The organism is Paraburkholderia caledonica (assembly GCF_000383275.1).
Lineage (GTDB): Bacteria > Pseudomonadota > Gammaproteobacteria > Burkholderiales > Burkholderiaceae > Paraburkholderia > Paraburkholderia caledonica.
Genome location: NZ_KB911040.1, coordinates 355,591 through 377,679, shown reverse-complemented (window position 1 = coordinate 377,679; position 22,089 = coordinate 355,591). Strand labels below are relative to the sequence as shown.

Below are 22,089 nucleotides of genomic sequence, written 5' to 3'. Positions count from 1 at the left end.
CGCTCTCACCCCTGCCGGTGGGCGCGGCGGCGCGCATCTATGGGACAATCTACCTTTTCCGCGACTTCCCGTTTCCAGCATGAGCACCGAGTCCACCAAGCCTAACGCCGCCCCCGCCTTCCCGATCACCGACGAAGTCCGTCACGCGCTCGCCGTCACCAAGCGAGGCGTCGACGAATTGCTGATCGAAGAAGAATTCGCGCAAAAGCTCGCGAAGAGCGCGGCGACTGGCACGCCGCTGCGTATCAAGCTCGGGCTCGATCCGACCGCGCCGGACATCCATATCGGCCACACGGTCGTACTGAACAAGATGCGGCAGTTGCAGGATCTCGGTCACACGGTCATTTTCCTGATTGGCGACTTCACGTCGCTCATCGGCGACCCGTCGGGCCGCAATGCCACGCGCCCGCCGCTCACGCGCGAGCAGATCGAATCGAACGCGAAGACTTATTTCGAGCAGGCCGCGCTGGTGCTCGACCGCGAGAAGACTGAGATCCGCTACAACAGCGAGTGGTCGATGCCGCTCGGCGCCGACGGCATGATCAAGCTCGCGTCGCGCTACACGGTTGCGCGAATTCTCGAGCGTGAAGATTTCACCAAGCGTTTTCAGAGCGGCGTGCCGATTTCTATCCACGAATTCCTATATCCGCTGATGCAGGGTTATGACTCGGTCGCGCTGAATGCCGATCTGGAACTCGGCGGCACCGATCAGAAGTTCAACCTGCTGGTCGGCCGTGAACTGCAGAAGCAGTACGGCCAGGAGCAGCAGTGCATTTTGACGATGCCGCTGCTCGAAGGGCTCGACGGTGTCGAGAAGATGTCGAAGTCGAAGAACAACTACATTGGCATCAGCGAAAAGCCGACAGAGATGTTCGGCAAGCTGATGAGCATTTCCGACGTGTTGATGTGGCGTTACTTCGAACTGCTGTCGTTCCGTCCAATGGACGAAATCGCAGGCTTCAAGAAAGAGATCGAGGCCGGCCGCAATCCGCGCGACTTCAAGGTTATGCTGGGCCAGGAAATCGTCGCGCGCTTTCACTCGCAGGCCGATGCCCAGCGTGCGCTGGAAGACTTCAACCACCGCGCGAAGGGCGGCGTGCCGGACGATATTCCGGCCGTGACGCTGGCAGGCGCACCGCTAGCCATCGGCCAATTGCTCAAGCAGGCCAACCTCGTGCCGTCGACGAGCGAAGCGTTGCGCAACATCGAGCAGGGCGGTGTGAAGATCGACGGCGCGACTGTGTCGGACAAGGGCTTGAAGGTCGAGTCGGGCGAGTACGTCGTGCAGGTCGGCAAGCGCCGCTTTGCGCGCGTCACGCTGACTGCGTAAGTGTGCGGGCAATGAAACGAACTTCGCAGCCGGAGCCGGCCCGATGATCGCGTTGATCCAGCGCGTGCGGCGCGCCGAAGTGCGGGTGGCCGACCGCGTGACGGGCGCGATCGACGCGGGCCTGCTCGCGCTCGTGTGCGCGGAGCGCGGCGACACCGAGGCGGCGGCCGACCGGCTGCTCGCCAAAGTGCTCGGCTACCGCGTGTTTAGCGACGCCGCAGGCAAGATGAATCTCTCTGTGCAGAACCTGGACGGCGCCGGGCGCGCTGGCGGCCTGCTGCTGGTTTCGCAGTTCACGTTGGCCGCGGACACTAACAGCGGCTTGCGTCCGAGCTTCACGCCGGCCGCGCCGCCAGACGAGGGCAAGCGTCTGTTCGACTACTTTGTTTCGGCGGCGCGCGCCAGGCATCCTATCGTCGAGACCGGCGAATTCGGCGCCGAGATGCAGGTGTCGCTCGTCAACGACGGGCCGGTCACGTTCTGGCTGCAGACCAACGCCTGAATTTCCCGCAGTTCTTGCAACCGTAGCGGTTCGGCACAACCGGCCAACAGCGCCCAACTGGATCCCATGACCACGCAGATTCTGTTTATCCGGCACGGCGAGACCGACTGGAACCGCATCAAACGCATTCAAGGGCACATCGACATTCCGCTCGCGGCGGTAGGACTTGCGCAGGCGCAAAGCCTTGCACGCCGCATCGCCGATGAAGTGAAGCACGGCGCGCGGCTCGATGCGATCTATTCGAGCGACCTGCAGCGCGCGCGGCAAACCGCGCAACCCTTCGCTGACGCGCTAGGTTTGCCGGTGCATTTGCGCGAAGGTTTGCGCGAGCGCTCATACGGCGCGTTCCAGGGTCACGACAGCGATGAAATCGCCGCGCGTTTCCCGGACGAATACGCACACTGGCAGACCCGCGACCCCGGCTTTACGCCGCCCGGAGGCGAGTCGCAGCGCGCGTTCTACCACCGCGTGCTGCACGCGATCGAACCGCTCGTCGCCGCGCATCCGGGTGGGCGAATTGCTTGCGTCGCGCACGGTGGCGTGCTCGATTGTGTGCGTCGCTTCGCATGCGGTTTACCGCTCGATGCGCCGCGTGACTACGCGCTGCTGAACACTAGTGTGAATGTGGTGGACTTCGACAACGGCCGTGCGACGGTGGTGTCGTGGGGCGACATCTCGCATCTCGACGCGCCTGGCGCCGACGACAGCTTCAAGAAGGGTCCGGAACTGGGGCGTTGATCACTCGCGCCGCGTCGCGTGAACTCGTGTCACGCCGTTGAGCGAAGATCCGAGGCCGCGCGCCGCGGTAGCCGACGACGCGCGCGCTCGAACACGCCGTTCATTCCGTTAATCTGATTACTGGCCGCGACGACCCGCACGCGCGCCAGGTTGCTCAACCGGCCCAGGAATAGCCGCTCGCGCCGAGATCCGGCTTCAGGTCGCAGCCGAGTCCCACAGCCCAGGCAACGTGCTGGACGCGTCCGGCGCAGCGAGCCCGAAGTGCCGGTAAGTCAGCAGCGTGGCCACACGGCCGCGCGGCGTGCGTTGCAGGAAGCCTTGCTGGATCAGATACGGCTCGAGCACGTCTTCAATAGTGTCGCGTTCTTCGCCAATCGCCGCTGCAAGGTTGTCGACGCCGACCGGTCCGCCGTCGAACTTGTGCAAAATCGCTTCCAGCAGCTTGCGGTCCATCAGGTCGAAGCCGACCGCGTCGACGTCGAGCATTCTGAGCGCCGCGTCGGCGACTTGAGCGGTGATGTTGCCGTCGGCTTTAACCTCGGCGAAATCGCGCACGCGGCGCAGCAGCCGGTTGGCGATACGCGGCGTGCCACGCGCACGCTTGGCGATTTCGAACGCGCCGTCAGGATGAATCTGCGCATTCAGCAGCGAAGCCGAACGCGTAACGATGCGTGCGAGTTCCTCGGCGTTATAAAACTCCAGCCGTGCAACGATGCCGAAGCGATCGCGCAGCGGATTCGTCAACATGCCCGCGCGGGTGGTCGCACCGACCAGCGTGAACGGCTGCAAGTCCAGCTTGACGCTGCGCGCGGCCGGCCCTTCGCCGATCATGATGTCGATCTGGTAATCCTCCAACGCGGGGTACAGAATTTCTTCGACGACCGGCGAAAGCCGGTGAATTTCGTCGATGAACAACACGTCGTTGGCTTCGAGATTGGTCAGCAGCGCGGCCAGGTCGCCGGCACGCTCCAGCACCGGACCGGAGGTTTGCCGCAGATTCACGCCCATTTCCCGCGCGATGATGTGCGCGAGCGTGGTTTTGCCCAAGCCCGGCGGCCCAAACAGCAACACGTGGTCGAGCGATTCGGAGCGGCGCTTGGCTGCCTCAATGAAGATTTCCAGCTGACCGCGCACTTTTTCCTGCCCGACATATTCTTCGAGCTGGCGCGGTCGCAACGCTCGTTCGAACGCTTCTTCGTTCGGCGAGACGGGCGTGGCCGCGATGATGCGCTCGGCGGCGAGTTTGTCGGTTTCGATCATGTGGTCATTGTACCGCGCGAGGACGGTCGGGAAACCCGGCCGAATGGCCGATGCGCGTCGAGCCGACAGACGACCTCACATCACGCGGGCGTCATTGCCCGAGCACGGCGAGGCCGCCGCCAGGGCGTCAGCTTCAGGCCTTGGACAATGCCTTGAGCGCGAGCTTGATCCCTTCCGAAACGCCGGTGCCGGCCGGCACATTCTTGATCGCCGCCAACGCTTCTTTCTCCGAGTAGCCCAATGCGAGCAGCGCGTTGAGAATGTCGGACGCGTGATCCGATGCCGACGCCGCGCCGGCCATCGCGCCGAGGTCGGCACCGAGCTTGCCCTTCAGTTCGAGCAGCAGTCGCTCTGCCGTTTTCTTGCCGATGCCCGGTACGCGCGTGAGGCGCGCGGCGTCCTGCAGCGTGACGGTTTGCGAAAGCTCGTGCACGCTCATGCCGGACAGCACGGCCAGCGCCATGCGCGCGCCGATTCCCGAGATTTTCAACAACTCGCGGAAAGTGGAGCGTTCCTCCGTCGTGCCGAAGCCGTAGAGCAGATGCGCGTCTTCTCGCACGATCATTTGCGTGAGCAGCACCACGCGTTCGCCGGTGGACGGCAAGTTGTAGAACGTGCTCATGGGCACATCGACTTCGTAACCGACACCGTTGCAGTCGACGAGCAAATGCGGCGGGTTTTTTTCCAGCAGAACGCCGGCAATGCGACCGATCATGGCGAATTCAGAATCGAGAGAAAGGGCGAGTGTAGCGCAGGGCGTGTGCGCCGCTTAAGGCCAGTCATCGCATCAAGCGAAAAAATGACGGGCGCCGCGGCAACATCAGCCAACCAGACGCCCGCGCCGCACGCGCAGTCCTTTCTTTGCAAGCGATGGCGCGATGCCACCGAGCGTGCTCAATGTCGTGCCGCCGTGCGCATGACAAATGGCCATGCCGAGCGCGTCGGCGGCGTCGGTGCTCGGCACGCCCGAAAGATTGAGCAGACGCACGACCATCTGCTGCATCTGCTCCTTGGTCGCGCGGCCATAACCGACTACCGCCTGCTTCAACTGCAGGGCAGTGTATTCGGCGACCGGCACGCCGCCCGCGACGAGTCCGCAGATGGCCGCGCCGCGCGCCTGGCCCAGCAGCAACGTAGATTGCGGATTGACGTTGACGAACACCTTTTCGATCGCCGATTGATCTGGCGAGTGCTGGCGAATCAGCGTCGAGATACCCTCGAAGATAGTGCCGAGCCGCGACGGCAAGTCGGCGTCCGCGGTCTTGATGATGCCGCTCGCGACATAGCTCAGTGTGTGACCGCTTTGATCGATCACGCCGAAGCCGGTCACGCGCAAGCCGGGGTCGATGCCGAGAATTCTCATGAAGTGCCGCAGATGCGGTTAAAACCAGGTGCCTGCGATACTACAACACACACGCCGCGCGGCGGTCCGCATGTGGCGGGGCAGGCGGAATAAAAACTGCTGCCGTGGACATAGGGAGGCGACCGCACATGCAGCGCTATGGGAACAGGAGCGGAAAATCGGGCGTCGTGGCTTACGAAATCGGCGATAACTTCGTCGCCGCTCGCTTCAACTCGGGCACGACCTACTGGTATTCGAAAGAGAGCGTCGGCGCGAAACATGTTGCTGCGCTCAAGCGCCTCGCGAAGCGAGGCGAGGGCCTTGGCACCTACATCAGCCAGCACCCGGACGTGAGGGACGGCTACGAGCGTAAGGATCCCCCGGACTAACGACTCAGTCGGCGTCGCCCGGGCGTCCGAAAACAAAACGGCCCGGCGGAAATTCCACCGGGCCGTTCTATCGTCGCCTACTGCGGATGTTGCAATGACACGCCGCTCGTCAAACCTGAATCAATGCCGGAAATGACGCACGCCGGTCAACACCATCGCGATGTTGTGTTCATCAGCGGCGCTCACCACCTCGTCGTCGCGCATCGAGCCGCCCGGCTGGATCACGCAGGTCGCGCCCGCTGCCACGACCACGTCGAGGCCGTCGCGGAACGGGAAGAACGCGTCCGACGCGACCGCCGAGCCGCTCAGCTTCAAACCGGCGTTCTGCGCCTTGATGCTCGCGATGCGCGCCGAGTCCACACGGCTCATCTGGCCGGCGCCGACGCCGAGCGTCATACCGTTGCCGCAGAACACGATTGCGTTCGACTTCACGTACTTCGCCACGCGCCATGCGAACAACAGGTCGTCCATTTCCTTCGGCGTCGGATGACGCTTCGTGACCACGCGCAACTCGCGCGGCTGCACGTTCTTCGAATCGAGTGATTGGACCAGCAGGCCGCCGCCCACGCGCTTCAGATCGAACGCGTTATGGCCTTCGCCCAGTGCGATTTCAAGCAAGCGCACGTTCTGCTTCGCCGCGAAAACCTGGCGCGCTTCGGCACTGAACGACGGCGCGATCAGCACTTCGACGAACTGCTTGGCCACCGCTTGCGCCGCCGCTTCATCCACTTCGCGATTGAACGCGATGATGCCGCCGAACGCCGACGTCGGATCGGTCTGGAATGCCTTCGAGTAGGCTTCGTTCGCGTCCGCGCCGACCGCTACGCCGCACGGATTCGCGTGCTTGACGATCACGCAGGCCGGCACGTCGAAGGTCTTCACGCATTCCCACGCCGCGTCGGAGTCGGCGATGTTGTTGTACGAGAGTTCCTTGCCTTGCAACTGGTTGTAGTTCGCGAGCGCGCCGGCCGGCACCGACAGGTCGCGATAGAACGCGGCGCTCTGATGCGGGTTTTCGCCGTAGCGCAAATCCTGCACCTTGTCGAAGGCGAGGTTGAAGGTCGCCGGATAAGCGTTGCGCGACGCGTGCTGCAGTTCGTCTGTGAGACTCGTCAGATAGTTCGTGATCGCGCCGTCGTACTGCGCGGTGTGTGCGAACACCTTGGTCGCGAGCCGGAAGTTCGTCTTGTACGACACCGTGTTGCTGTTCGTGCGCATTTCCTCGAGCACGACCGCGTAATCAGCCGGATCGACCACCACGGTCACGTCGCGATGATTCTTTGCAGCGGAGCGCAGCATGGTCGGGCCGCCGATGTCGATGTTCTCGATCGCGTCTTCCAGCGAGCACTCTTCTTTCGACACCGTCTGCACGAACGGGTACAGGTTCACAACGAGCAGGTCGATGGTCGGAATGTCGTGCTTCTCGAGCGCTGCCATGTGTTCCGGCAGGTCGCGGCGCGCGAGAATGCCGCCGTGCACCTTCGGATGCAGCGTCTTCACGCGCCCGTCGAGCATTTCCGGGAAGCCCGTGTAGTCGGCGACTTCAGTGACGGAGAGGCCGGCGTCCGCGAGCAGTTTCGCGGTGCCGCCGGTCGACAGGATCTTGACACCGAGGTCCGACAGCGACTTGGCGAAGTCGACGATGCCGGACTTGTCGGAAACGGAGATGAGCGCTTGCTTGATCATGATGAAGACGAAAAGCCGAAGGGAAACGTGGCAGGGCGCGAGAAAACTACTTCGAGCTACAACAAACCGTGCTGTTGCAGCTTCTTGCGCAGCGTATTGCGGTTGATGCCGAGATACTCGGCGGCCAGCGACTGATTGCCGCCGGCCTGCTCGAGCACCACTTCGAGCAGGGGTTTTTCAACGCACGAAATCACCATGTCGTACACGTCGTGCGGATTCGAGCCGTCGAGATCCTGGAAGTACACGCCCAGGCTGTCGCGGACAGATTGTTCGATATTATTCTTGCTCATGCTGCTAGTCGGTCTGTGTGGTCCTCGCCCTTGTTGTCGGGCCCGGAGTTGCCGACGGTTTCGTCGACGTAGACGAGGCGGTCGGAGATCGCCTTCTGTGCGTCGAAAAACTCGTTGACGGCGAGGAGTTGTTCGCGCGTGGTGTCCAGCGTATTCATGCGATGCCGGAACACGTTGGCGCCGGAAAGGCCGCGAGTGTACCAGCCGATGTGCTTGCGCGCAGTGCGAACGCCGGTAAATTCCCCGTAGAACTCGTAGTGATCTTCCAGGTGTTCGTTCATGACCTGCTGGATTTCGTCGATGCGCGGCGGCGGCAACAACGCGCCCGTCTGCAGGAAATGTTCGATCTCGCGGAACAGCCACGGGCGCCCCTGCGCCGCGCGGCCGATCATGATGGCGTCCGCGCCCGTGACGGCAAGCACATGGCGCGCTTTTTCCGGCGACGTTATGTCGCCGTTGGCCACCACCGGAATGCGCACCGCCGCTTTGACTGCGGCGATGGTCTCGTATTCGGCGTCGCCGTGATACAGGTCGGCGCGGGTGCGGCCGTGCACAGTCAGCATCGAAATGCCGGCGTTTTCCGCAAGGCGCGCGACATTCAGCGCATTCCTGTTCTCGCGATCCCAGCCGGTGCGGATTTTCAGCGTGACCGGCACCGCGTCGGGACCGACGCCCACTGCGCTCACCACCGCCTCGACAATGCGCTGCACGAGCGGCTCGTTCTGCAACAGGGCCGAACCGGCCGCCACATTGCAAACCTTTTTGGCCGGACAGCCCATATTGATGTCGATGATCTGCGCGCCGTTCGCCACGTTGTAGCGGGCCGCTTCGGCCATCATGGCGGGATCGGCGCCGGCGATCTGCACGGCGATCGGCTCGACTTCGCCCGCGTGATTCGCGCGGCGCATGGTCTTCTCGCTTTTCCACAACTGCGCGTTCGACGCGACCATTTCGGACACGGCATAGCCCGCGCCCAGCCGTTTGCACAACTGCCGGAACGGACGGTCGGTCACGCCGGCCATAGGCGCGACGAACAGGTTATTGCGTAAATTGTGCGAGCCAAGAGTGGGCATGACATGGACGCGCCAGCGACCGATTGCACGGTGTTGTCAATCGGAGCGTTCGCGAAATGCGAGGGAAAACCGCTATTTTAGCGTTAACGGATAGCCCGCACCGGACCTGCGAGTGCTGTAACCCATTAAATCTTCTATGAAAGTCGTCGGCGTCATAGAGTTCTGACTGCTCGCCGGACTAGGCTCGGGCGGCGAAGGCCCGACAAAAGCGGAGCCGCGCGAGCCGCGCATAAACCGGCACGCGAGCCGCGCGCCTATGCTCAGCGGCGCTGCCCGAACATCATCTGACGCGCAAGCGCGGTTTTCACGGGAGGCACGAATTCGAGCGCGGTCAGCGCGAGGCCGCGCATGACCGCGAGCGGCGCGAAGTCGACGGTGAAAAGACGCGCGAGCGTGTCGGTCGCACCGATCGTCATACGGCGGTCGAGCGCGCGGCGCTGCGCGAACGTCGCGAGCGCGAGCGGCGTGGGACCTTCCGCCGACAACGCGTCGGCGAGCGCATGCGCGTCGCGCAAGCCGAGATTGAGCCCTTGACCTGCTACCGGATGCAGCGTTTGCGCTGCATTGCCGATTGCGACAGCGCGACCCTTGACGAGTGTATCGACGGCATTCAGGCCGAGCGGGAACGATGCGCGCCCCTTGATGTGCGTGAAGCGTCCCATGCGACCGCCGAACGCGCTGCCGAGTTCGTGCAGGAAATCGTCGTCGGAGAGTTGCGCGCGGCGCGCGGCTTCGTCCGGCGAGCAGCACCACACGAGCGCGTAGTCCGCGCCACGCACGCCGCCCATCGGCAGCAACGCGATCGGACCTTCCGGCGTGAAGCGTTCCCACGCGACATGCGGCTGCGGCGCCGACACGGTCACCGTGCCGACCAGCGCTGTTTGCCCGTAGTCGCGCGTGCTCTGCGCGCCCTGTTTGTCCGAGCGTTTGCCGGCATGCTCGCCCGCGTCGTTCGGCGCCGATGTGCGCGTGTGCGCTTCGGGGTCCCGCCCGTCGTCTGCTTCGGTGTCGTTCTCGGTGCTTGCGCCGACCGCCGCGGCTGCGCGCCTCTTCGCGCCGCCGTGCCCGCTTTTCTGGTCGCCGAACAGGCCACCTTCCGCATTCACGAGAATCCGTGTGCGCAGGCGGCGCGTGACGCCGGCGGTTTCGATCGGCAGCGTGACGCCGTCGTCTTCCTGAATGGGCGCGGCGGCGGAGGTCGAGCGGAACCAGTGCACGGGCGTCGCGTGCACGGCTTCGGCGAGGCCATGCACGATCGAGCCATAGCGCAGCACGTAACCGAGCGCCGGCAGGCCGTGCTCAGCGTGGTCGATCAGCGTGCGCCCGAAACGACCGCGCTGCGATACGTGGATGCGTTGGATCGCGGTGGCGTCGGCGGGCCAGCGCAGTGGCTCCAGTATCATGCGGCTGCCGTGCGAGACGGCGATTGCGCGCGGATCGGCAATCGAATCTTCGGGCTCGCGGGCGTCCACGAGGCCGACTTTGAGCGCGCGCGTCGCGCTGCGGCGGGCTAGCCAACCGGCCAGCGCGAGCCCCACCGGCCCGGCGCCCACGATCGTCACGTCGAAGTCGAATGTCTGATCGAGTGCGGCGGGCCTCAGGATCACCGTGGACGGAGAGACATCGTTCATTGCGGGTTACTTCCTTGTTTCAAGAGCCGCGGGCGTCGCGCATCAGCGCTTCGATCTCGTCGGCGGCGACCGGCACGTCGCGCGTCATCAGTTCGCAGCCTGCGGGCGTGACGATCGCATCGTCCTCGATGCGAATGCCGATGTTCCAGTAGCGCTCGGGCACGCCTTCGGCCGGGCGGATATACAAGCCGGGCTCGATGGTCAGCGTCATGGAAGCCTGCAACGTGCGCCAGGGCAACGCGCCGGTTTCGTCGCGCGGCGCGCCGCGCTCACGGTAGTCGCCGACATCGTGCACGTCCATGCCGAGCCAGTGGCCGGTGCGGTGCATATAGAACGGCGCGTAGGCGCGTTCGGCGATCAGGTCGTCGACAGAAGCGAACTTGTTGCGCTCGACAATGCCCGTATCCAGCAAGCCTTGCGACAGCACGCGCACGGCGGCCTGATGCGGATCGTCGAAGCTGGCGCCGACGCGCGTCGCGTCGACAGCCGCCTGCTGCGCGGCGAGCACGATGTCGTAAAGCTCGCGCTGCGCCGGCGTGAAGCGCCCGCTTGCCGGGAACGTTCGCGTGATGTCGGATGCGTAGCCGTCCAGTTCGCAGGCCGCGTCGATCAGGATGAGGTCGCCATCCTGCGCAATCGCGCTGCCGGCCGGATAGTGCAGCACGCAAGCATTGGCGCCGGCCGCGACGATCGACGTATAGGCGGGCGCCTGCGCACCGAATTTGCGGAACGTGTAGAGCAGCTCCGCCTCGAGTTCGTACTCGCGCACGCCGGGGCGGCACGCCGCCATCGCCCGGCGGTGCGCCTGCGCGGAGATCTGTCCGGCGCGGCGCATGATCGCCAGTTCGTGGTCGTCCTTGATGAGCCGCATGTCGTCGAGCAGCGGCACGAGATCGCGCGCGGCCATGGGCGCCGCGACGCCGCTGCGGCCTTGAGCGCGCACGGCCTCCAGCCAGCTGCGCACCTGGCCGTCGAGTTTCTCCGACGTGCCCAGCGCGTAGTGCAGCGACGGCTTGTCCGCGAGCAGCCTCGGCATGTGCGCGTCGATTTCGCCGAACGGAAACGCGGCGTCGAATCCGAAGGCTACCCGCGCGCCGTCGGGCCCGAAACGGAAGCCTTCCCACGTTTCGCGCTCGATATTTTTCTCGCGGCAGAACAGGATGGACGCGGGCTCGCCGGTTGCGGCGCTTGCGTCGAGCACGAGCAGCGCTTCGGGCTCGGTGAAGCCGGTCAGATAGTAGAAGTAGCTGTCGTGCCGGTACGGATAATCCGCGTCGCGGTTACGCAGCGCTTCGGGCGCGGTCGGCACGATGGCGACGCCGCCGCCCGCCGCGCGCAGCGCGGCGAGTACGCGCTCGCGGCGTGTACGGTAGACGTCGATGGCAATGGTGGGTTCGGTCGGCTGGTTCATCGTGCGATTGTAGCGCCCAATGCACAGAGTGATTTCGTGCCGATGCCGACGCCGAACGACCGGCGCGTTGGCCGTTCGGCCGGCTAGACGGCGCCCGGGCGGCGCGGCAATGTTGCAATCCATCCACAGCGAACGTGCATGCGGCTCGCAGAGAGCGCACGGGCCGCTCGCGCAAGGCGCCAAGCACTTATACTTTCGCCGGATTCAGAAAAAGGCAGATGGCAATGATGAAACTCATCGGTTCGCTCGCCAGCCCGTTCGTGCGCAAAGCGCGCATCGTGCTGGCCGACAAGAAGATCGACTACGAGCTGGTGCCCGAGAACGTCTGGGCGCCGGATACCCGCATCCACACCTTCAATCCGCTCGGCAAAGTCCCGTGCCTCGTGATGGAAGACGGCGAAGCAGTGTTCGATTCACGCGTGATTTGCGAGTACGTGGACACGCTGTCGCCGGTCGGCAAGCTGATTCCCCAAGCGGGGCGCGAGCGCATCGAGGTGCGTTGCTGGGAAGCGCTCGCCGACGGCCTGCTCGACGCCGCCGTGCTGATCCGCCTTGAAAGCACGCAGCGCGCGCCGGAGCAGCGGGTCGACGCGTGGGTGGCGCGGCAGCAACGCAAGATCGACGAATCGCTCGTCGCCATGTCTCAGGGGCTGGGCAGCAAGCCGTGGTGTGCGGGCAATCACTACACCCTCGCCGATATCGCCGTGGGTTGCGCGTTGGGCTATCTCGACTTTCGCATGCCGGAACTGAACTGGCGCGAGTCGCACCCGAATCTCGACAAGCATTTTCAGAAGCTTTCGTTGCGTCCGTCGTTTATTGATACTGTGCCGGTTAACTGACTGATCCGATAAAGCACGGTGCCCGCGATTACAGCAAGTTTGCAAAATTGCGTTAATCAGTCTTTCAAAGTCATGAATTAATGCTTTCGTTTGTGGTAAAAAAGCGCCTCCCGTCAGGCGCTTTTTTTTCGTCTGCCGCGTGGGGCAATGGTTCTGCGGTTATTTATTCGGCATGTTTCAGCGTCGAAAGCGGCCATTGCGAATGGGCGACGCGTTATGTGCGTCGTCAAAACGAATACACCACAAAGAGACTTTCATGATGAAACCGTATCGCTTCGTTATTGCCGCTTCTGCCTGCTCGCTGTTTGCCGCGTGCTCCAATGTGAGCAGCCTTGATCCGTCGGCACTGGTTCAATCCGGTCAGCTGGTCACGCAAGCGGCTACGCTTTCCGACGCCGACGTGCGCACGCTGACCGACAAATCGTGCGCGCAACTCGACAGCGAAAACACGATCGCGCCCGCTAATAGCAAATACCAGAAGCGTCTAAACAAGATTGCCGCGCAATTGGGCGACAACATCAACGGCACGCCGGTGAATTACAAGGTGTACATGACGAAGGACGTCAACGCGTGGGCAATGGCTAACGGTTGCGTGCGCGTGTACAGCGGTCTGATGGACATGATGAACGACAACGAGGTGCGCGGCGTAGTCGGCCATGAAATGGGTCACGTGGCGCTTGGCCATACGAAGAAGGCAATGCAGGTTGCGTATGCGACATCCGCGGCGCGTTCGGTTGCTTCTTCTGCGGGCGGCGTTGCGGGTGCGCTGTCCGGATCGCAATTGGGCGATTTCTCGGAGAAGCTGATTAACGCGCAATTCTCGCAAACTCAGGAAAGTGCCGCCGACGACTATTCGTTCGATTTGCAGAAAAAGAAAAATCTCGATCCGTCGGGCCTTGTCACGGCGTTCAACAAACTCGCGCAAATAGACGGCGGAAAATCGAGTATGTTGAGTTCGCACCCGGCGTCGCCTGCACGCGCGCAGCATATCCAGCAGCGTATTGCTTCGAATCAGTAACGCTTGCGTGGTTCAACAATAACGCTTGCGTGGTTCAACAAACGCGCGCTTGCGGCCATGCCGCAGCGCGCGTTTTTTATTGCTTATGCCTCACCGTTCCCGGATTTACCGTTTTTCCGGAAAGTCCTGCCCGGCCCGAAAGCAAAGCCGAACGCGAGCAGGAATAACGAAACGGCGAGTACCGTGTTATTGCCGCTCGTCACATAGGGCGTACGGCCGGCCGTGCCTTGCACGGTGACGTCGAGAGAACCGATCGTGTAGGGCGTGAGCCGTCCGAGCACCTTGCCGTCGGCGTCGATCGCGGCCGTCATGCCCGTGTTGGTCGCACGCAGCATCGGGCGGCCGGTTTCGAGCGAGCGCATGCGCGCTATCTGCAAGTGCTGGTCGAGCGCGATGGTGTCGCCGAACCACGCGAGATTGGTCGAGTTGACCAGCACGCCTGCCGGCGTATCGCTTTCGCGGATGGTCCGCGCAATTTCTTCGCCGAAAATGTCTTCGTAGCAAATGTCGACTGCGACCGGCTGGTTATGCACGATGAACGGCTTTTGCACCGGACCGCCGCGCGCGAAGTCGCCGAGCGGAATGCTCATCAGGTTGACGAACCAGCGAAAGCCCCACGGCACGAACTCGCCGAACGGTACCAGGTGATGCTTGTCGTAGCGGTAGATGTCACGTGTGCCGGGCGTCACGCCAAACAGGCTGTTCGTGTAGTCGACCACGCGGCCTTCGGGCGTGACGGAGCCGCCGATTGCGCCAAACAGGATCGCGCTGCCGGTGGAGTCCGAAAAGCTGCGCACCGCCGACGCGAACGGCGCCGGCAACTGCTGCGCCAGCACGGGAATGGCCGTCTCCGGCGTGACGATCAGGTCGGCGGGCTTGGAGGTGATCATCTGCTGATACTGGTCGATGGCGGCGCGCATGCCCGCTTCCTCGAACTTCATTTCCTGTTTGACGTCGCCTTGCAGCAGGCGCACGGTCAACGGCGCGTTGGCGGGAACAGTCCACTTGGCGAGCGGCAGCAGCAGGCCTGCCGCGATCAACGCCAGCGCGACGCCGGCCGGCGCGGCAATCCGCGCGTTGCCGCCGCGGGTGTCCTCGCCGCCGGACGCAGCCTCGCGAGCCTCGCGCCGACGGCGCAGCAGAGCAACGACTGCCTGCACGATCAACGCCGCTGCAAGCGCGAGCACCCAACCGACGCCATACACGCCCGCAAGTGGGGCAAATCCGGCGAACGGGCCGTCGACTTGCGCGTAGCCGCTAGCGAGCCACGGAAAACCGGTGAACACCGTGCCACGCAACCATTCTCCGATTGCCCATGCGCTCGCGAACGCGAGCGCTCCATGCCATGTTGGCGAGAACGGCGTATCGGTACTCGACGAGCCGTTGCGGGCATGACCGGCGCAGAACGACCAGATGCCCGCGGCCAAAGCGGGATACAGCGCGAGATAAAGCGAAAACAGCACGAGCGCCGTGCCGGCAAGCGGCGCTGGCATGCCGCCGAAAAAATGCATGCTGACGTACAACCACCAGACGCCGCTCACAAAGTTGCCGAAGCCAAACGCGCCGCCTGTCAGGGCAGCACTCTTCCAGCCCGTGGTACGCGTCAGCCAGCCAAAGAAAAACACGAAGATGACAAGTTCGAGCCAGCCGCCGTGCGGCGTGGGTGCGAACGACAGCGTGTTCGCCGCGCCGGCCGCCAGCGCGACGAGATAATGCCAGCGGGGAAGCGTGCGCGCTCGCGTGGGTCTGGCGGCGGAAGCGCTCGTGCCGTGACGGGAGCGGGAAGTAATCGGGTCGGCCATTGTTGCGCGGTCGGCGTGAGGAGTGGCAAATTGAAAAGTCAGGCCGCGGAGCCGGCGGGTGGGCATCGGCGGCTGGGCATCGCGGCTTGAAGCGGGAGCAGTCGGGCCGCTCAGGTCTGCACGTGCTGCGCTTCGCGCTCGCGCTGACCGGCAAGCGGGTCGCGCCGCACGAGCAGCATGTGAACCTGGCGGGCGTCGCCGCGCAGAATCTCGAAAATGAGATCGTCGATGCGAACCTTCTCGCCGCGATGCGGGACGCGCCCGAAGTGATGCGTGACGAGTCCGCCAATCGTGTCGACTTCTTCGTCCGAGTAGTGTGTGCCGAATGCCTCGTTGAACTGCTCGATTTCGGTCAGCGCCCGCACACGGAAGCGTCCGTCCGGCGAGGCGATGATGTTGCCGCTTTCTTCGTCGAAATCGTATTCGTCTTCAATATCGCCGACGATCTGTTCCAGCACGTCCTCGATAGTGATGAGACCGGCTACGCCGCCGTATTCGTCTACCACCACCGCGAGGTGATTGCGATTCACCCGGAAATCGTGCAGCAACACATTCAGCCGCTTCGATTCGGGGATAAAGACGGCGGGGCGCAACATGCCGCGCACATCGAACTCTTCTTCCGCGTAGTAACGCAGCAGGTCTTTCGCCAGCAGCACGCCGATGATGTTGTCGCGATTGCCTTCATAGACCGGATAGCGCGAATGCGCTTTTTCCAGCACGTAAGGGATGAATTCGGCGGGATTGTCCGCGATGTTGATCGCGTCCATTTGCGCGCGCGGCACCATGATGTCGCGTGCGCTGAGTTCGGTGACCTGGAATACGCCTTCGATCATCGACAGCGAGTCGGCGTCGATCAGGTTGCGCTCGTGCGCGTCCTGCAGAATTTCCAGAAGTTCGGCGCGCGAGTCGGGCTCGGGCGAGATGAAATCGGTAAGACGCTCGAGCAGCGAGCGTTTTTCCTGCGGTTTGTCGGTGTGGCGTCGACTGGGATACGTGTCGTTCATGGTAGTGCGCCCGGCAAGACTGGGCGCGCTGTTGCAGAGCATTAAGGATACACCAGGCACATGGCAGGACCGTGTCCCGCCGCACCTGGCGATGAATGAAACCGGGCTGACACCGTTGCGCCGCAAGGCGCGGGCCATGGGTCAATCCTAACTGATTACCGGGTGAAAAGCGTTTCGGAACAAAAAACGGCGCGGCGCTCAATGAGCGCTTACTGACGCTTTGTTGAGCCTCACTTACCCGCTTGCGTCTGCCCGCGCACCTCAGCGCCGGCAGACGCGGGCTCGTCATTGCCGGCCTGACAACGCTGGAGTAGCGCTTCCAGCGCCCGGTCCGGCATGCCGCTTTCGCGCAGCGCGTGAACCGTGCGGCTCACATAGTCGAGTGTCGTGCCGTAGCGGCCGCGTGCGCAGCCGAACACCGTTTTGACAATTTCGTCGCCCAGCTTGCCGGTGTAACTCGGCACGTCGCGGCGCATCACGAACGCAAGTGCGTCGACGCGCCGGCCGTCGGCGAGCACGCACGGCAGCCATGCCGGCCGATACGAGCCCATCGCCATCTCGCGGCGCCAGAGCGCTTCCAGATGCGGCATGGCGCCTTGCGCCGCGAGACGAAACGCAATGCCCGTGCAGGAGCCGCCGCGATCGAGCGCGAGCACGAGGCCCGGCTGTTCCGGCGTGCCGCGATTCACGCGCGACCAGAGATACAGGCCCCGGTGATAACCGTGCACCTTCGAGCGCGTGGCTTCGACGGTGGGCAGACCGGGGTTCCAGATCAGCGAGCCATAGCCGAAAAGCCATAAGTCGCTCTGTCGGTCCCAATCGCGCAGCGTGCATTCGAGCGACGCGCGCAACTCCTCGTCCGTCAGCAGCCGCGACTCGCCGAGCGCGGGAGGATAGTCCGGGCAGGGCGTTCGGGTGTCGGCGTCAGAGGAGAATGAGCTCACGGTTCGGTCCGGGCGACAGTTAGCGATAAGGGTCGGGAAAGCCGAGCTTGCCGAGAATTTCGGTTTCGATCGCTTCCATTTCCTCGGCTTCTTCCTCGACTTCGTGGTCGTAGCCTTGAGCGTGGAGCGTGCCGTGCACGAGCAGATGCGCGTAGTGCGCAAGGAGCGGTTTGCCCTGCTCGGCGGCTTCTTTCTCGACGACGGGGCAGCACAGGATCAGATCGCCCGTCACCGGATCGTCTGCCGACTCCGCGTACGCGAAAGTCAGCACGTTGGTCGAATAATCCTTGCCGCGATACGTGCGGTTCAACGTCCGGCCTTCTTCCGCGTCGACGAAACGCACGGTCAGCTCGCCGTCCGCGAAAAGCGCGGCCTTGACCCAATTGGCCACGGTGGCGCGAGGCAGCAGCGCCTTGTGCTCGGGCCACGCCTTGGCCGCGGGGAATTGCAGGTTGAGCGTCAGTTTAGGGGCGCGGCTCATGCTGGTTCGAAGTGATGCGTGAAGCGAGGCGCGGAACACAGCCGGTCCGTGAGCCGCGCATTCAGCGGATTATCGGTTGCGTCGAGCCGCATTAACGCGAATCCGCCGGGTTGGCAGTCTTCTGCGAATGCGCGTCGTACGCCTCGACAATTCGTGCGACGAGCGGATGCCGCACCACGTCCGCGCTGGTGAAGCGCGTGAGCGCAATGCCGCGTACGTCGGACAGAACCTGCTGCGCTTCGATGAGCCCGCTCTTGTGCCCGCGCGGCAAGTCGACCTGAGTCGTGTCGCCGGTCACCACGGCCTTCGAGCCGAAGCCGATCCGCGTGAGAAACATCTTCATCTGCTCGGGCGTGGTGTTCTGCGCTTCGTCGAGAATGATGAACGCGTGATTCAGCGTGCGGCCGCGCATGTACGCGAGCGGCGCGATTTCGATCATTTGCCGCTCGAACATCTTGGCGGTTTTGTCGAAGCCCAGCAGATCGTAGAGCGCGTCGTACAGCGGACGCAGATACGGATCGACCTTCTGCGCGAGATCGCCCGGCAGGAAGCCGAGACGCTCGCCCGCTTCGACGGCCGGGCGCGTCAGGACGATGCGCTTGACCTGATCGCGTTCGAGCGCGTCAACCGCGCAGGCGACCGCGAGATAGGTCTTGCCCGTGCCGGCCGGACCGACGCCAAACGTGACGTCGTGAGAAATGATCTGCTTCAGATACTCGCGCTGCGCCGGCGTGCGGCCGCGCAGATCGGCGCGCCGTGTGTACAGTTTCGGGCCGAGTTCTTCGAGGTCGTCTTCGTCGCTGTCGGCGGGTTGGTCGAACGGATGGTCGGGATTGCCGGGAAAGCCCGGCTCGCCCGCTTCGTCACCATTGCCGTTGCCGTTGGTGCGATGCCGTGCCGGGTGGCGCACTTCGACGAGCGCAAGCTGAATGTCGTCGACCGACAGCGGCTCGCGCGCGTTGTTGTAGAAGTTTTCGAGAGCGGTAAGCGCAAGCTTGGCGCCGCGCCCGCGAATCGTAATGCGATGTCCGCGGCGTTGCAGCGTCACGTCGAGCGCCTGCTCGATTTGCCGCAGGTTTTCGTCGAGCGGTCCGCAGAGGTTGGCGAGCCGCGCATTGTCGTCGCGCGGAGCGGTGAATTCCAGATGCGGCTGAGTGGTTTTCAAGGCGGTGATTCGATCCTGTCGGTTTCAGTACTCGGGTGCGTCGGGCGGTGCGTGGCGCGGCCCGGCCGCGCCGCTCCGTCAGTTGTCAGTCGGTCAATGCGTGACAGCGCTTGCGTTGTCCGCTGCATTGTCGTGCACAAGCACGAGCTCCCCACGCAGTGAATGTGGGTACGCTTTGACGATTTTCACGTCGACCATTTGACCGGTCAGCCGCGCATGCGAAGCCAACGGCGCGGGGAAATTCACTACGCGGTTGTTCTCGGTGCGGCCCGCAAGTTCGTTCGGATCCTTGCGCGCCGGGCGTTCGACCAGAATGCGCTCCACCTTGCCGACCATCGAATCGCTGATTCGCTGCACGTTTTCTTCGATCGTGGCTTGCAGATGTTGCAGGCGACGCAGCTTCACTTCGCGCGGCGTGTCGTCGTGCAGATTTGCAGCCGGCGTGCCCGGGCGCGGACTGTAGATGAACGAGAAGCTCGTGTCGTACTTCATCTCGTGCACGAGCGCCATCATCTTGTCGAAATCTTCTTCCGTCTCGCCGGGGAAGCCGACGATCATGTCCGTGGAAAGCGACAGGTCCGGGCGAATAGCGCGCAATTTGCGAATCACGGACTTGTATTCGAGCACGGTGTAGCCGCGCTTCATCGCCATGAGAATCCGGTCGGAGCCGTGCTGCACCGGCAGATGCAGGTGACTCACGAGCTTGGGCACCTTCGCGTACGTGTCGATCAGGCGCTGCGTGAATTCTTTCGGATGCGACGTGGTATAGCGAATCCGCTCGATTCCCGGAATATCCGCAACGTATTCGATCAGCGTCGCAAAGTCGGCGATCTCCGACGAACCCAGCGTGAGCGCGCCACGATACGCGTTCACGTTCTGACCGAGCAGCGTGACTTCGCGCACGCCCTGGTCGGCGAGGCCCGCAATTTCGGTGAGCACGTCGTCGAGCGGACGCGATACTTCTTCACCGCGCGTATAGGGCACGACGCAATAGCTGCAGTATTTGCTGCAGCCTTCCATGATCGATACGAACGCGCTCGGACCGTCGACGCGAGCCGGCGGCAAATGGTCGAATTTTTCGATTTCCGGGAAAGTGATGTCGACCTGTGCGCGGCCGCTTTCACGGCGCTTGTCGATCATTTGCGGCAGACGGTGCAGCGTTTGCGGTCCGAACACCAGATCGACGTACGGCGCGCGCGCTACGATCGACGCGCCTTCCTGGCTCGCCACACAGCCACCCACGCCGATAATCAGGTTCGGGTTCGCTTCTTTCAGTTCGCGGACGCGGCCGAGGTCGGAGAAGACCTTTTCCTGAGCTTTCTCGCGTACCGAGCAGGTGTTGAACAGAATGACGTCCGCGTCTTCCGGCGTGTCCGTCTTGATGAGCCCTTCAGCCGCGCCCAGTACGTCGACCATCTTGTCGGAGTCGTACTCGTTCATCTGGCAGCCAAAGGTCTTTACATAAACTTTCTTGGTCATCGAATTTCGCCGGTCGCAGTGGTTAATCTGGGGGCGTCGTATTAGGGGTCAAGGAGATGCGAAAACATGCGCGAGGCCTCAACGGCCGGCAGTTTCAGCGCACTTGGGCGGGCAGGGACCGTAATCCCATTCATGTCTAGCCGCTTGCCGCGCACGCTCGCAGCGTAACGCAACATTATAGCCCTTCGCCGGATACGGTTTGTCCGCCCGTTCCGGCCCGCCGCACGGGTTGGGGCACGTCGGGCGGCAAGCCCAGCAGTCTTTCCAGTTCGTCGGACACTTGCGCGAATCGCTCGCTCAGGAAATCCAGCAGCACGCGCACGCGCGGTGCCATGAAACGGTTGCGGTGATAGAGCGCGTGCAGCGGCGCGTCGGGATAGCGCCACTCCGGCAGCAAAATTTTCAGGCCGTCGGCGCGCAGATCCGCTTGCACGTCCCACATCGACTTGATTGCGATGCCGTAGCCGCGCAGCGCCCATTCGCGGGCGACGGCGCCGTCGTTGGTCTCGCGCGCGGTTTCGAACGGCACGGTGTACTGCTGCACTTCGTCGCCGCGCGTGAAGCGCCACTCGTTCACGGGACCTGAGCCGGTGCTAAGCACGATGCAATCGAAATTGACGAGATCGTACGGGTCTTTGGGCTCGCCCTTGCGTGCGATGTATTCCGGCGATGCGCAAAGCACGCGCCGGTTGGGCGCCAGCTTGCGCGCGACCAGCGAGCTGTCTTGCGGCACGCCGAAACGGATCGCGAGATCGATGTCCTCCTGCACCAGGTTCGACAGCGAGTCCGACAGCGTCAGGGCGAACGTCACCTCCGGGTAGAGCGCGTTGAACTCGTCGAGCCAGTGCATCAACAGATTGCGGCCGAAGTCCGACGTCGCCGAGACACGCACCTTGCCGCGCACCACCCCTTGCCCCGCTTGCAGCGCGGCTTTTGCGTCGTCTAGCGATTGCAGCGCCTGGCGGCAGCAGTTCAGGTAGAGACGGCCTTCGTCGGTGAGTCGCAGCTGGCGGGTGGTGCGCTCGAACAGTCGCGCTTTCAGGCCGGCTTCGAGTTTCGCGAGGCGCGCGCTCGCAGCGGCCGGCGTCAGCCCCATCTTGCGGCCCGCCGCGGACAGGCTGCCGTGCTGCGCGGCCTCTACGAAGAGACGAATGTCGCCAAGATTATCCATTGCATTCTTCAAATCGCATTTGAAAATGCTTCAAATGCTACGCCAATTATCAAATTGACGCGTCGCGCTCACAATTCAAGCCTCGAAAACCGATGCGGCGCAGTCAGCCGGCCGAAGCCATGCAACTCGATCACGCGACTATCGTCACAGCCGATCTCGACACGGCCCGGCATTTCTTCGTCGATGTAGTCGGGTTGACGCAAGGCGCCCGTCCGGCGTTTTCCGTCGACGGCTACTGGCTGTATGCCAACGGCAGCCCGGTGATCCATCTGGTCGAGAGCACGGTGCCGGACACCTCCATGAGAGCCGCGCCGCGCATCGATCACATTGCATTCCGTCTGGAAAGCGCCGCCGAGTGGCAGGCGCTGCTCGCGCGCCTGCGGGCAACCGGCGTCGACTATCGGACGGCGCAAGTGCCGCCGATGGGCCCGCAAGAAGCCGCCATGCAGATTTTCGTGGCGCTTACGCCCAGTGTCGTCGTCGAGTTCGTGACGGCGCTGCATCACGCTCAACCGTAGAACCTGGAGAACAACA

At 63.5% G+C, this 22,089-nt stretch carries 22 protein-coding genes; 7 read left to right on the top strand and 15 right to left on the bottom strand.

Going from position 1 to position 22,089, the window contains the following annotated elements; genetic code table 11:
- Positions 1-79: 79 nt before the first annotated feature.
- From tyrS to H281_RS0121915, 3 genes are all read left to right on the top strand, one after another.
- Entirely contained in the window at positions 80-1,330 is a 1,251-nt protein-coding gene (gene tyrS / locus H281_RS0121925; protein ID WP_020069302.1) for a tyrosine--tRNA ligase, read from the top strand.
- A 43-nt stretch (positions 1,331-1,373) separates the two neighbouring features.
- The gene (dtd, locus tag H281_RS0121920) at positions 1,374-1,832 is read left to right on the top strand and encodes a D-aminoacyl-tRNA deacylase (protein ID WP_020069301.1); all 459 of its coding nucleotides are present in this window, start codon (positions 1,374-1,376) and stop codon (positions 1,830-1,832) included.
- A 66-nt stretch (positions 1,833-1,898) separates the two neighbouring features.
- Positions 1,899-2,570 (top strand): histidine phosphatase family protein, encoded by a 672-nt coding sequence (locus H281_RS0121915; protein ID WP_020069300.1) that lies wholly within the window; start codon positions 1,899-1,901, stop codon positions 2,568-2,570.
- A 195-nt stretch (positions 2,571-2,765) separates the two neighbouring features.
- Here H281_RS0121915 and ruvB read toward each other — a convergent pair whose 3' ends face one another.
- From ruvB to ruvC, 3 genes are all read right to left on the bottom strand, one after another.
- Positions 2,766-3,830, bottom strand: coding sequence for a Holliday junction branch migration DNA helicase RuvB (gene ruvB / locus H281_RS0121910; RefSeq protein WP_020069299.1), 1,065 nt, complete (start codon positions 3,828-3,830; stop codon positions 2,766-2,768).
- Between the two features lie 133 nt (positions 3,831-3,963).
- Positions 3,964-4,545: a Holliday junction branch migration protein RuvA gene (ruvA, locus tag H281_RS0121905; protein ID WP_020069298.1), complete on the bottom strand. Its 582-nt coding sequence runs from the start codon at positions 4,543-4,545 to the stop codon at positions 3,964-3,966.
- Between the two features lie 105 nt (positions 4,546-4,650).
- Positions 4,651-5,193 carry a crossover junction endodeoxyribonuclease RuvC gene (ruvC, locus tag H281_RS0121900; protein ID WP_020069297.1) on the bottom strand — a complete coding sequence of 181 codons (543 nt, stop codon included), beginning with the start codon at positions 5,191-5,193 and terminating at the stop codon, positions 4,651-4,653.
- A gap of 128 nt (positions 5,194-5,321) precedes the next feature.
- Here ruvC and H281_RS0121895 point away from each other — a divergent pair, with 128 nt between their 5' ends.
- Positions 5,322-5,561: a hypothetical protein gene (locus H281_RS0121895; RefSeq protein WP_020069296.1), complete on the top strand. Its 240-nt coding sequence runs from the start codon at positions 5,322-5,324 to the stop codon at positions 5,559-5,561.
- 120 nt (positions 5,562-5,681) lie between these two features.
- Here H281_RS0121895 and purH read toward each other — a convergent pair whose 3' ends face one another.
- The 5 genes from purH to H281_RS0121870 all read right to left on the bottom strand — a co-directional run bounded on the left by purH (position 5,682) and on the right by H281_RS0121870 (position 11,652).
- On the bottom strand, positions 5,682-7,247 hold the full coding sequence (purH, locus tag H281_RS0121890; RefSeq protein WP_020069295.1) for a bifunctional phosphoribosylaminoimidazolecarboxamide formyltransferase/IMP cyclohydrolase: 1,566 nt from the start codon (positions 7,245-7,247) through the stop codon (positions 5,682-5,684).
- Positions 7,248-7,303: 56 nt separating this feature from the next.
- The gene (locus H281_RS0121885; RefSeq protein WP_020069294.1) at positions 7,304-7,537 is read right to left on the bottom strand and encodes a Fis family transcriptional regulator; all 234 of its coding nucleotides are present in this window, start codon (positions 7,535-7,537) and stop codon (positions 7,304-7,306) included.
- On the bottom strand, positions 7,534-8,610 hold the full coding sequence (gene dusB, locus H281_RS0121880; RefSeq protein ID WP_020069293.1) for a tRNA dihydrouridine synthase DusB: 1,077 nt from the start codon (positions 8,608-8,610) through the stop codon (positions 7,534-7,536). Before dusB ends, H281_RS0121885 begins: the two co-directional genes overlap by 4 nt.
- Positions 8,611-8,870: 260 nt before the next feature.
- Positions 8,871-10,241 (bottom strand): UbiH/UbiF/VisC/COQ6 family ubiquinone biosynthesis hydroxylase, encoded by a 1,371-nt coding sequence (locus H281_RS0121875; protein ID WP_020069292.1) that lies wholly within the window; start codon positions 10,239-10,241, stop codon positions 8,871-8,873.
- Positions 10,242-10,260: 19 nt separating this feature from the next.
- Positions 10,261-11,652 (bottom strand): aminopeptidase P N-terminal domain-containing protein, encoded by a 1,392-nt coding sequence (locus H281_RS0121870; protein ID WP_027804836.1) that lies wholly within the window; start codon positions 11,650-11,652, stop codon positions 10,261-10,263.
- 218 nt (positions 11,653-11,870) lie between these two features.
- Between H281_RS0121870 and H281_RS0121865 the strand changes: the two genes are divergently transcribed.
- Entirely contained in the window at positions 11,871-12,491 is a 621-nt protein-coding gene (locus tag H281_RS0121865) for a glutathione S-transferase C-terminal domain-containing protein (protein ID WP_027804835.1), read from the top strand.
- Positions 12,492-12,750: 259 nt separating this feature from the next.
- Complete coding sequence (loiP, locus tag H281_RS0121860) at positions 12,751-13,509, top strand: metalloprotease LoiP (protein WP_027804834.1); 759 nt, start codon at positions 12,751-12,753, stop codon at positions 13,507-13,509.
- Between the two features lie 83 nt (positions 13,510-13,592).
- Here the strand turns inward: loiP and lnt are convergent, their stop codons facing one another.
- The 7 genes from lnt to H281_RS0121815 form a co-directional block, all read right to left on the bottom strand.
- Entirely contained in the window at positions 13,593-15,311 is a 1,719-nt protein-coding gene (lnt, locus tag H281_RS0121855) for an apolipoprotein N-acyltransferase (protein ID WP_020069288.1), read from the bottom strand.
- A gap of 110 nt (positions 15,312-15,421) precedes the next feature.
- Complete coding sequence (locus H281_RS0121850) at positions 15,422-16,315, bottom strand: HlyC/CorC family transporter (protein ID WP_020069287.1); 894 nt, start codon at positions 16,313-16,315, stop codon at positions 15,422-15,424.
- Between the two features lie 230 nt (positions 16,316-16,545).
- A complete protein-coding gene (locus H281_RS0121845) occupies positions 16,546-17,259 on the bottom strand; it encodes a gamma-glutamylcyclotransferase (protein WP_020069286.1) in 714 nt (237 codons plus the stop codon).
- 19 nt (positions 17,260-17,278) lie between these two features.
- On the bottom strand, positions 17,279-17,740 hold the full coding sequence (gene ybeY / locus H281_RS0121840) for an rRNA maturation RNase YbeY (RefSeq protein WP_020069285.1): 462 nt from the start codon (positions 17,738-17,740) through the stop codon (positions 17,279-17,281).
- 91 nt (positions 17,741-17,831) lie between these two features.
- The gene (locus tag H281_RS0121830; protein ID WP_020069283.1) at positions 17,832-18,905 is read right to left on the bottom strand and encodes a PhoH family protein; all 1,074 of its coding nucleotides are present in this window, start codon (positions 18,903-18,905) and stop codon (positions 17,832-17,834) included.
- 93 nt (positions 18,906-18,998) lie between these two features.
- Entirely contained in the window at positions 18,999-20,384 is a 1,386-nt protein-coding gene (miaB, locus tag H281_RS0121825; protein WP_020069282.1) for a tRNA (N6-isopentenyl adenosine(37)-C2)-methylthiotransferase MiaB, read from the bottom strand.
- A gap of 175 nt (positions 20,385-20,559) precedes the next feature.
- Positions 20,560-21,555: a LysR family transcriptional regulator gene (locus H281_RS0121815; RefSeq protein ID WP_020069280.1), complete on the bottom strand. Its 996-nt coding sequence runs from the start codon at positions 21,553-21,555 to the stop codon at positions 20,560-20,562.
- A gap of 119 nt (positions 21,556-21,674) precedes the next feature.
- On the opposite strand from H281_RS0121815, the gene H281_RS0121810 reads away from it, so the two are divergent.
- Positions 21,675-22,073 carry a VOC family protein gene (locus H281_RS0121810; protein ID WP_027804833.1) on the top strand — a complete coding sequence of 133 codons (399 nt, stop codon included), beginning with the start codon at positions 21,675-21,677 and terminating at the stop codon, positions 22,071-22,073.
- The last annotated feature ends 16 nt before the right edge of the window (positions 22,074-22,089 follow it).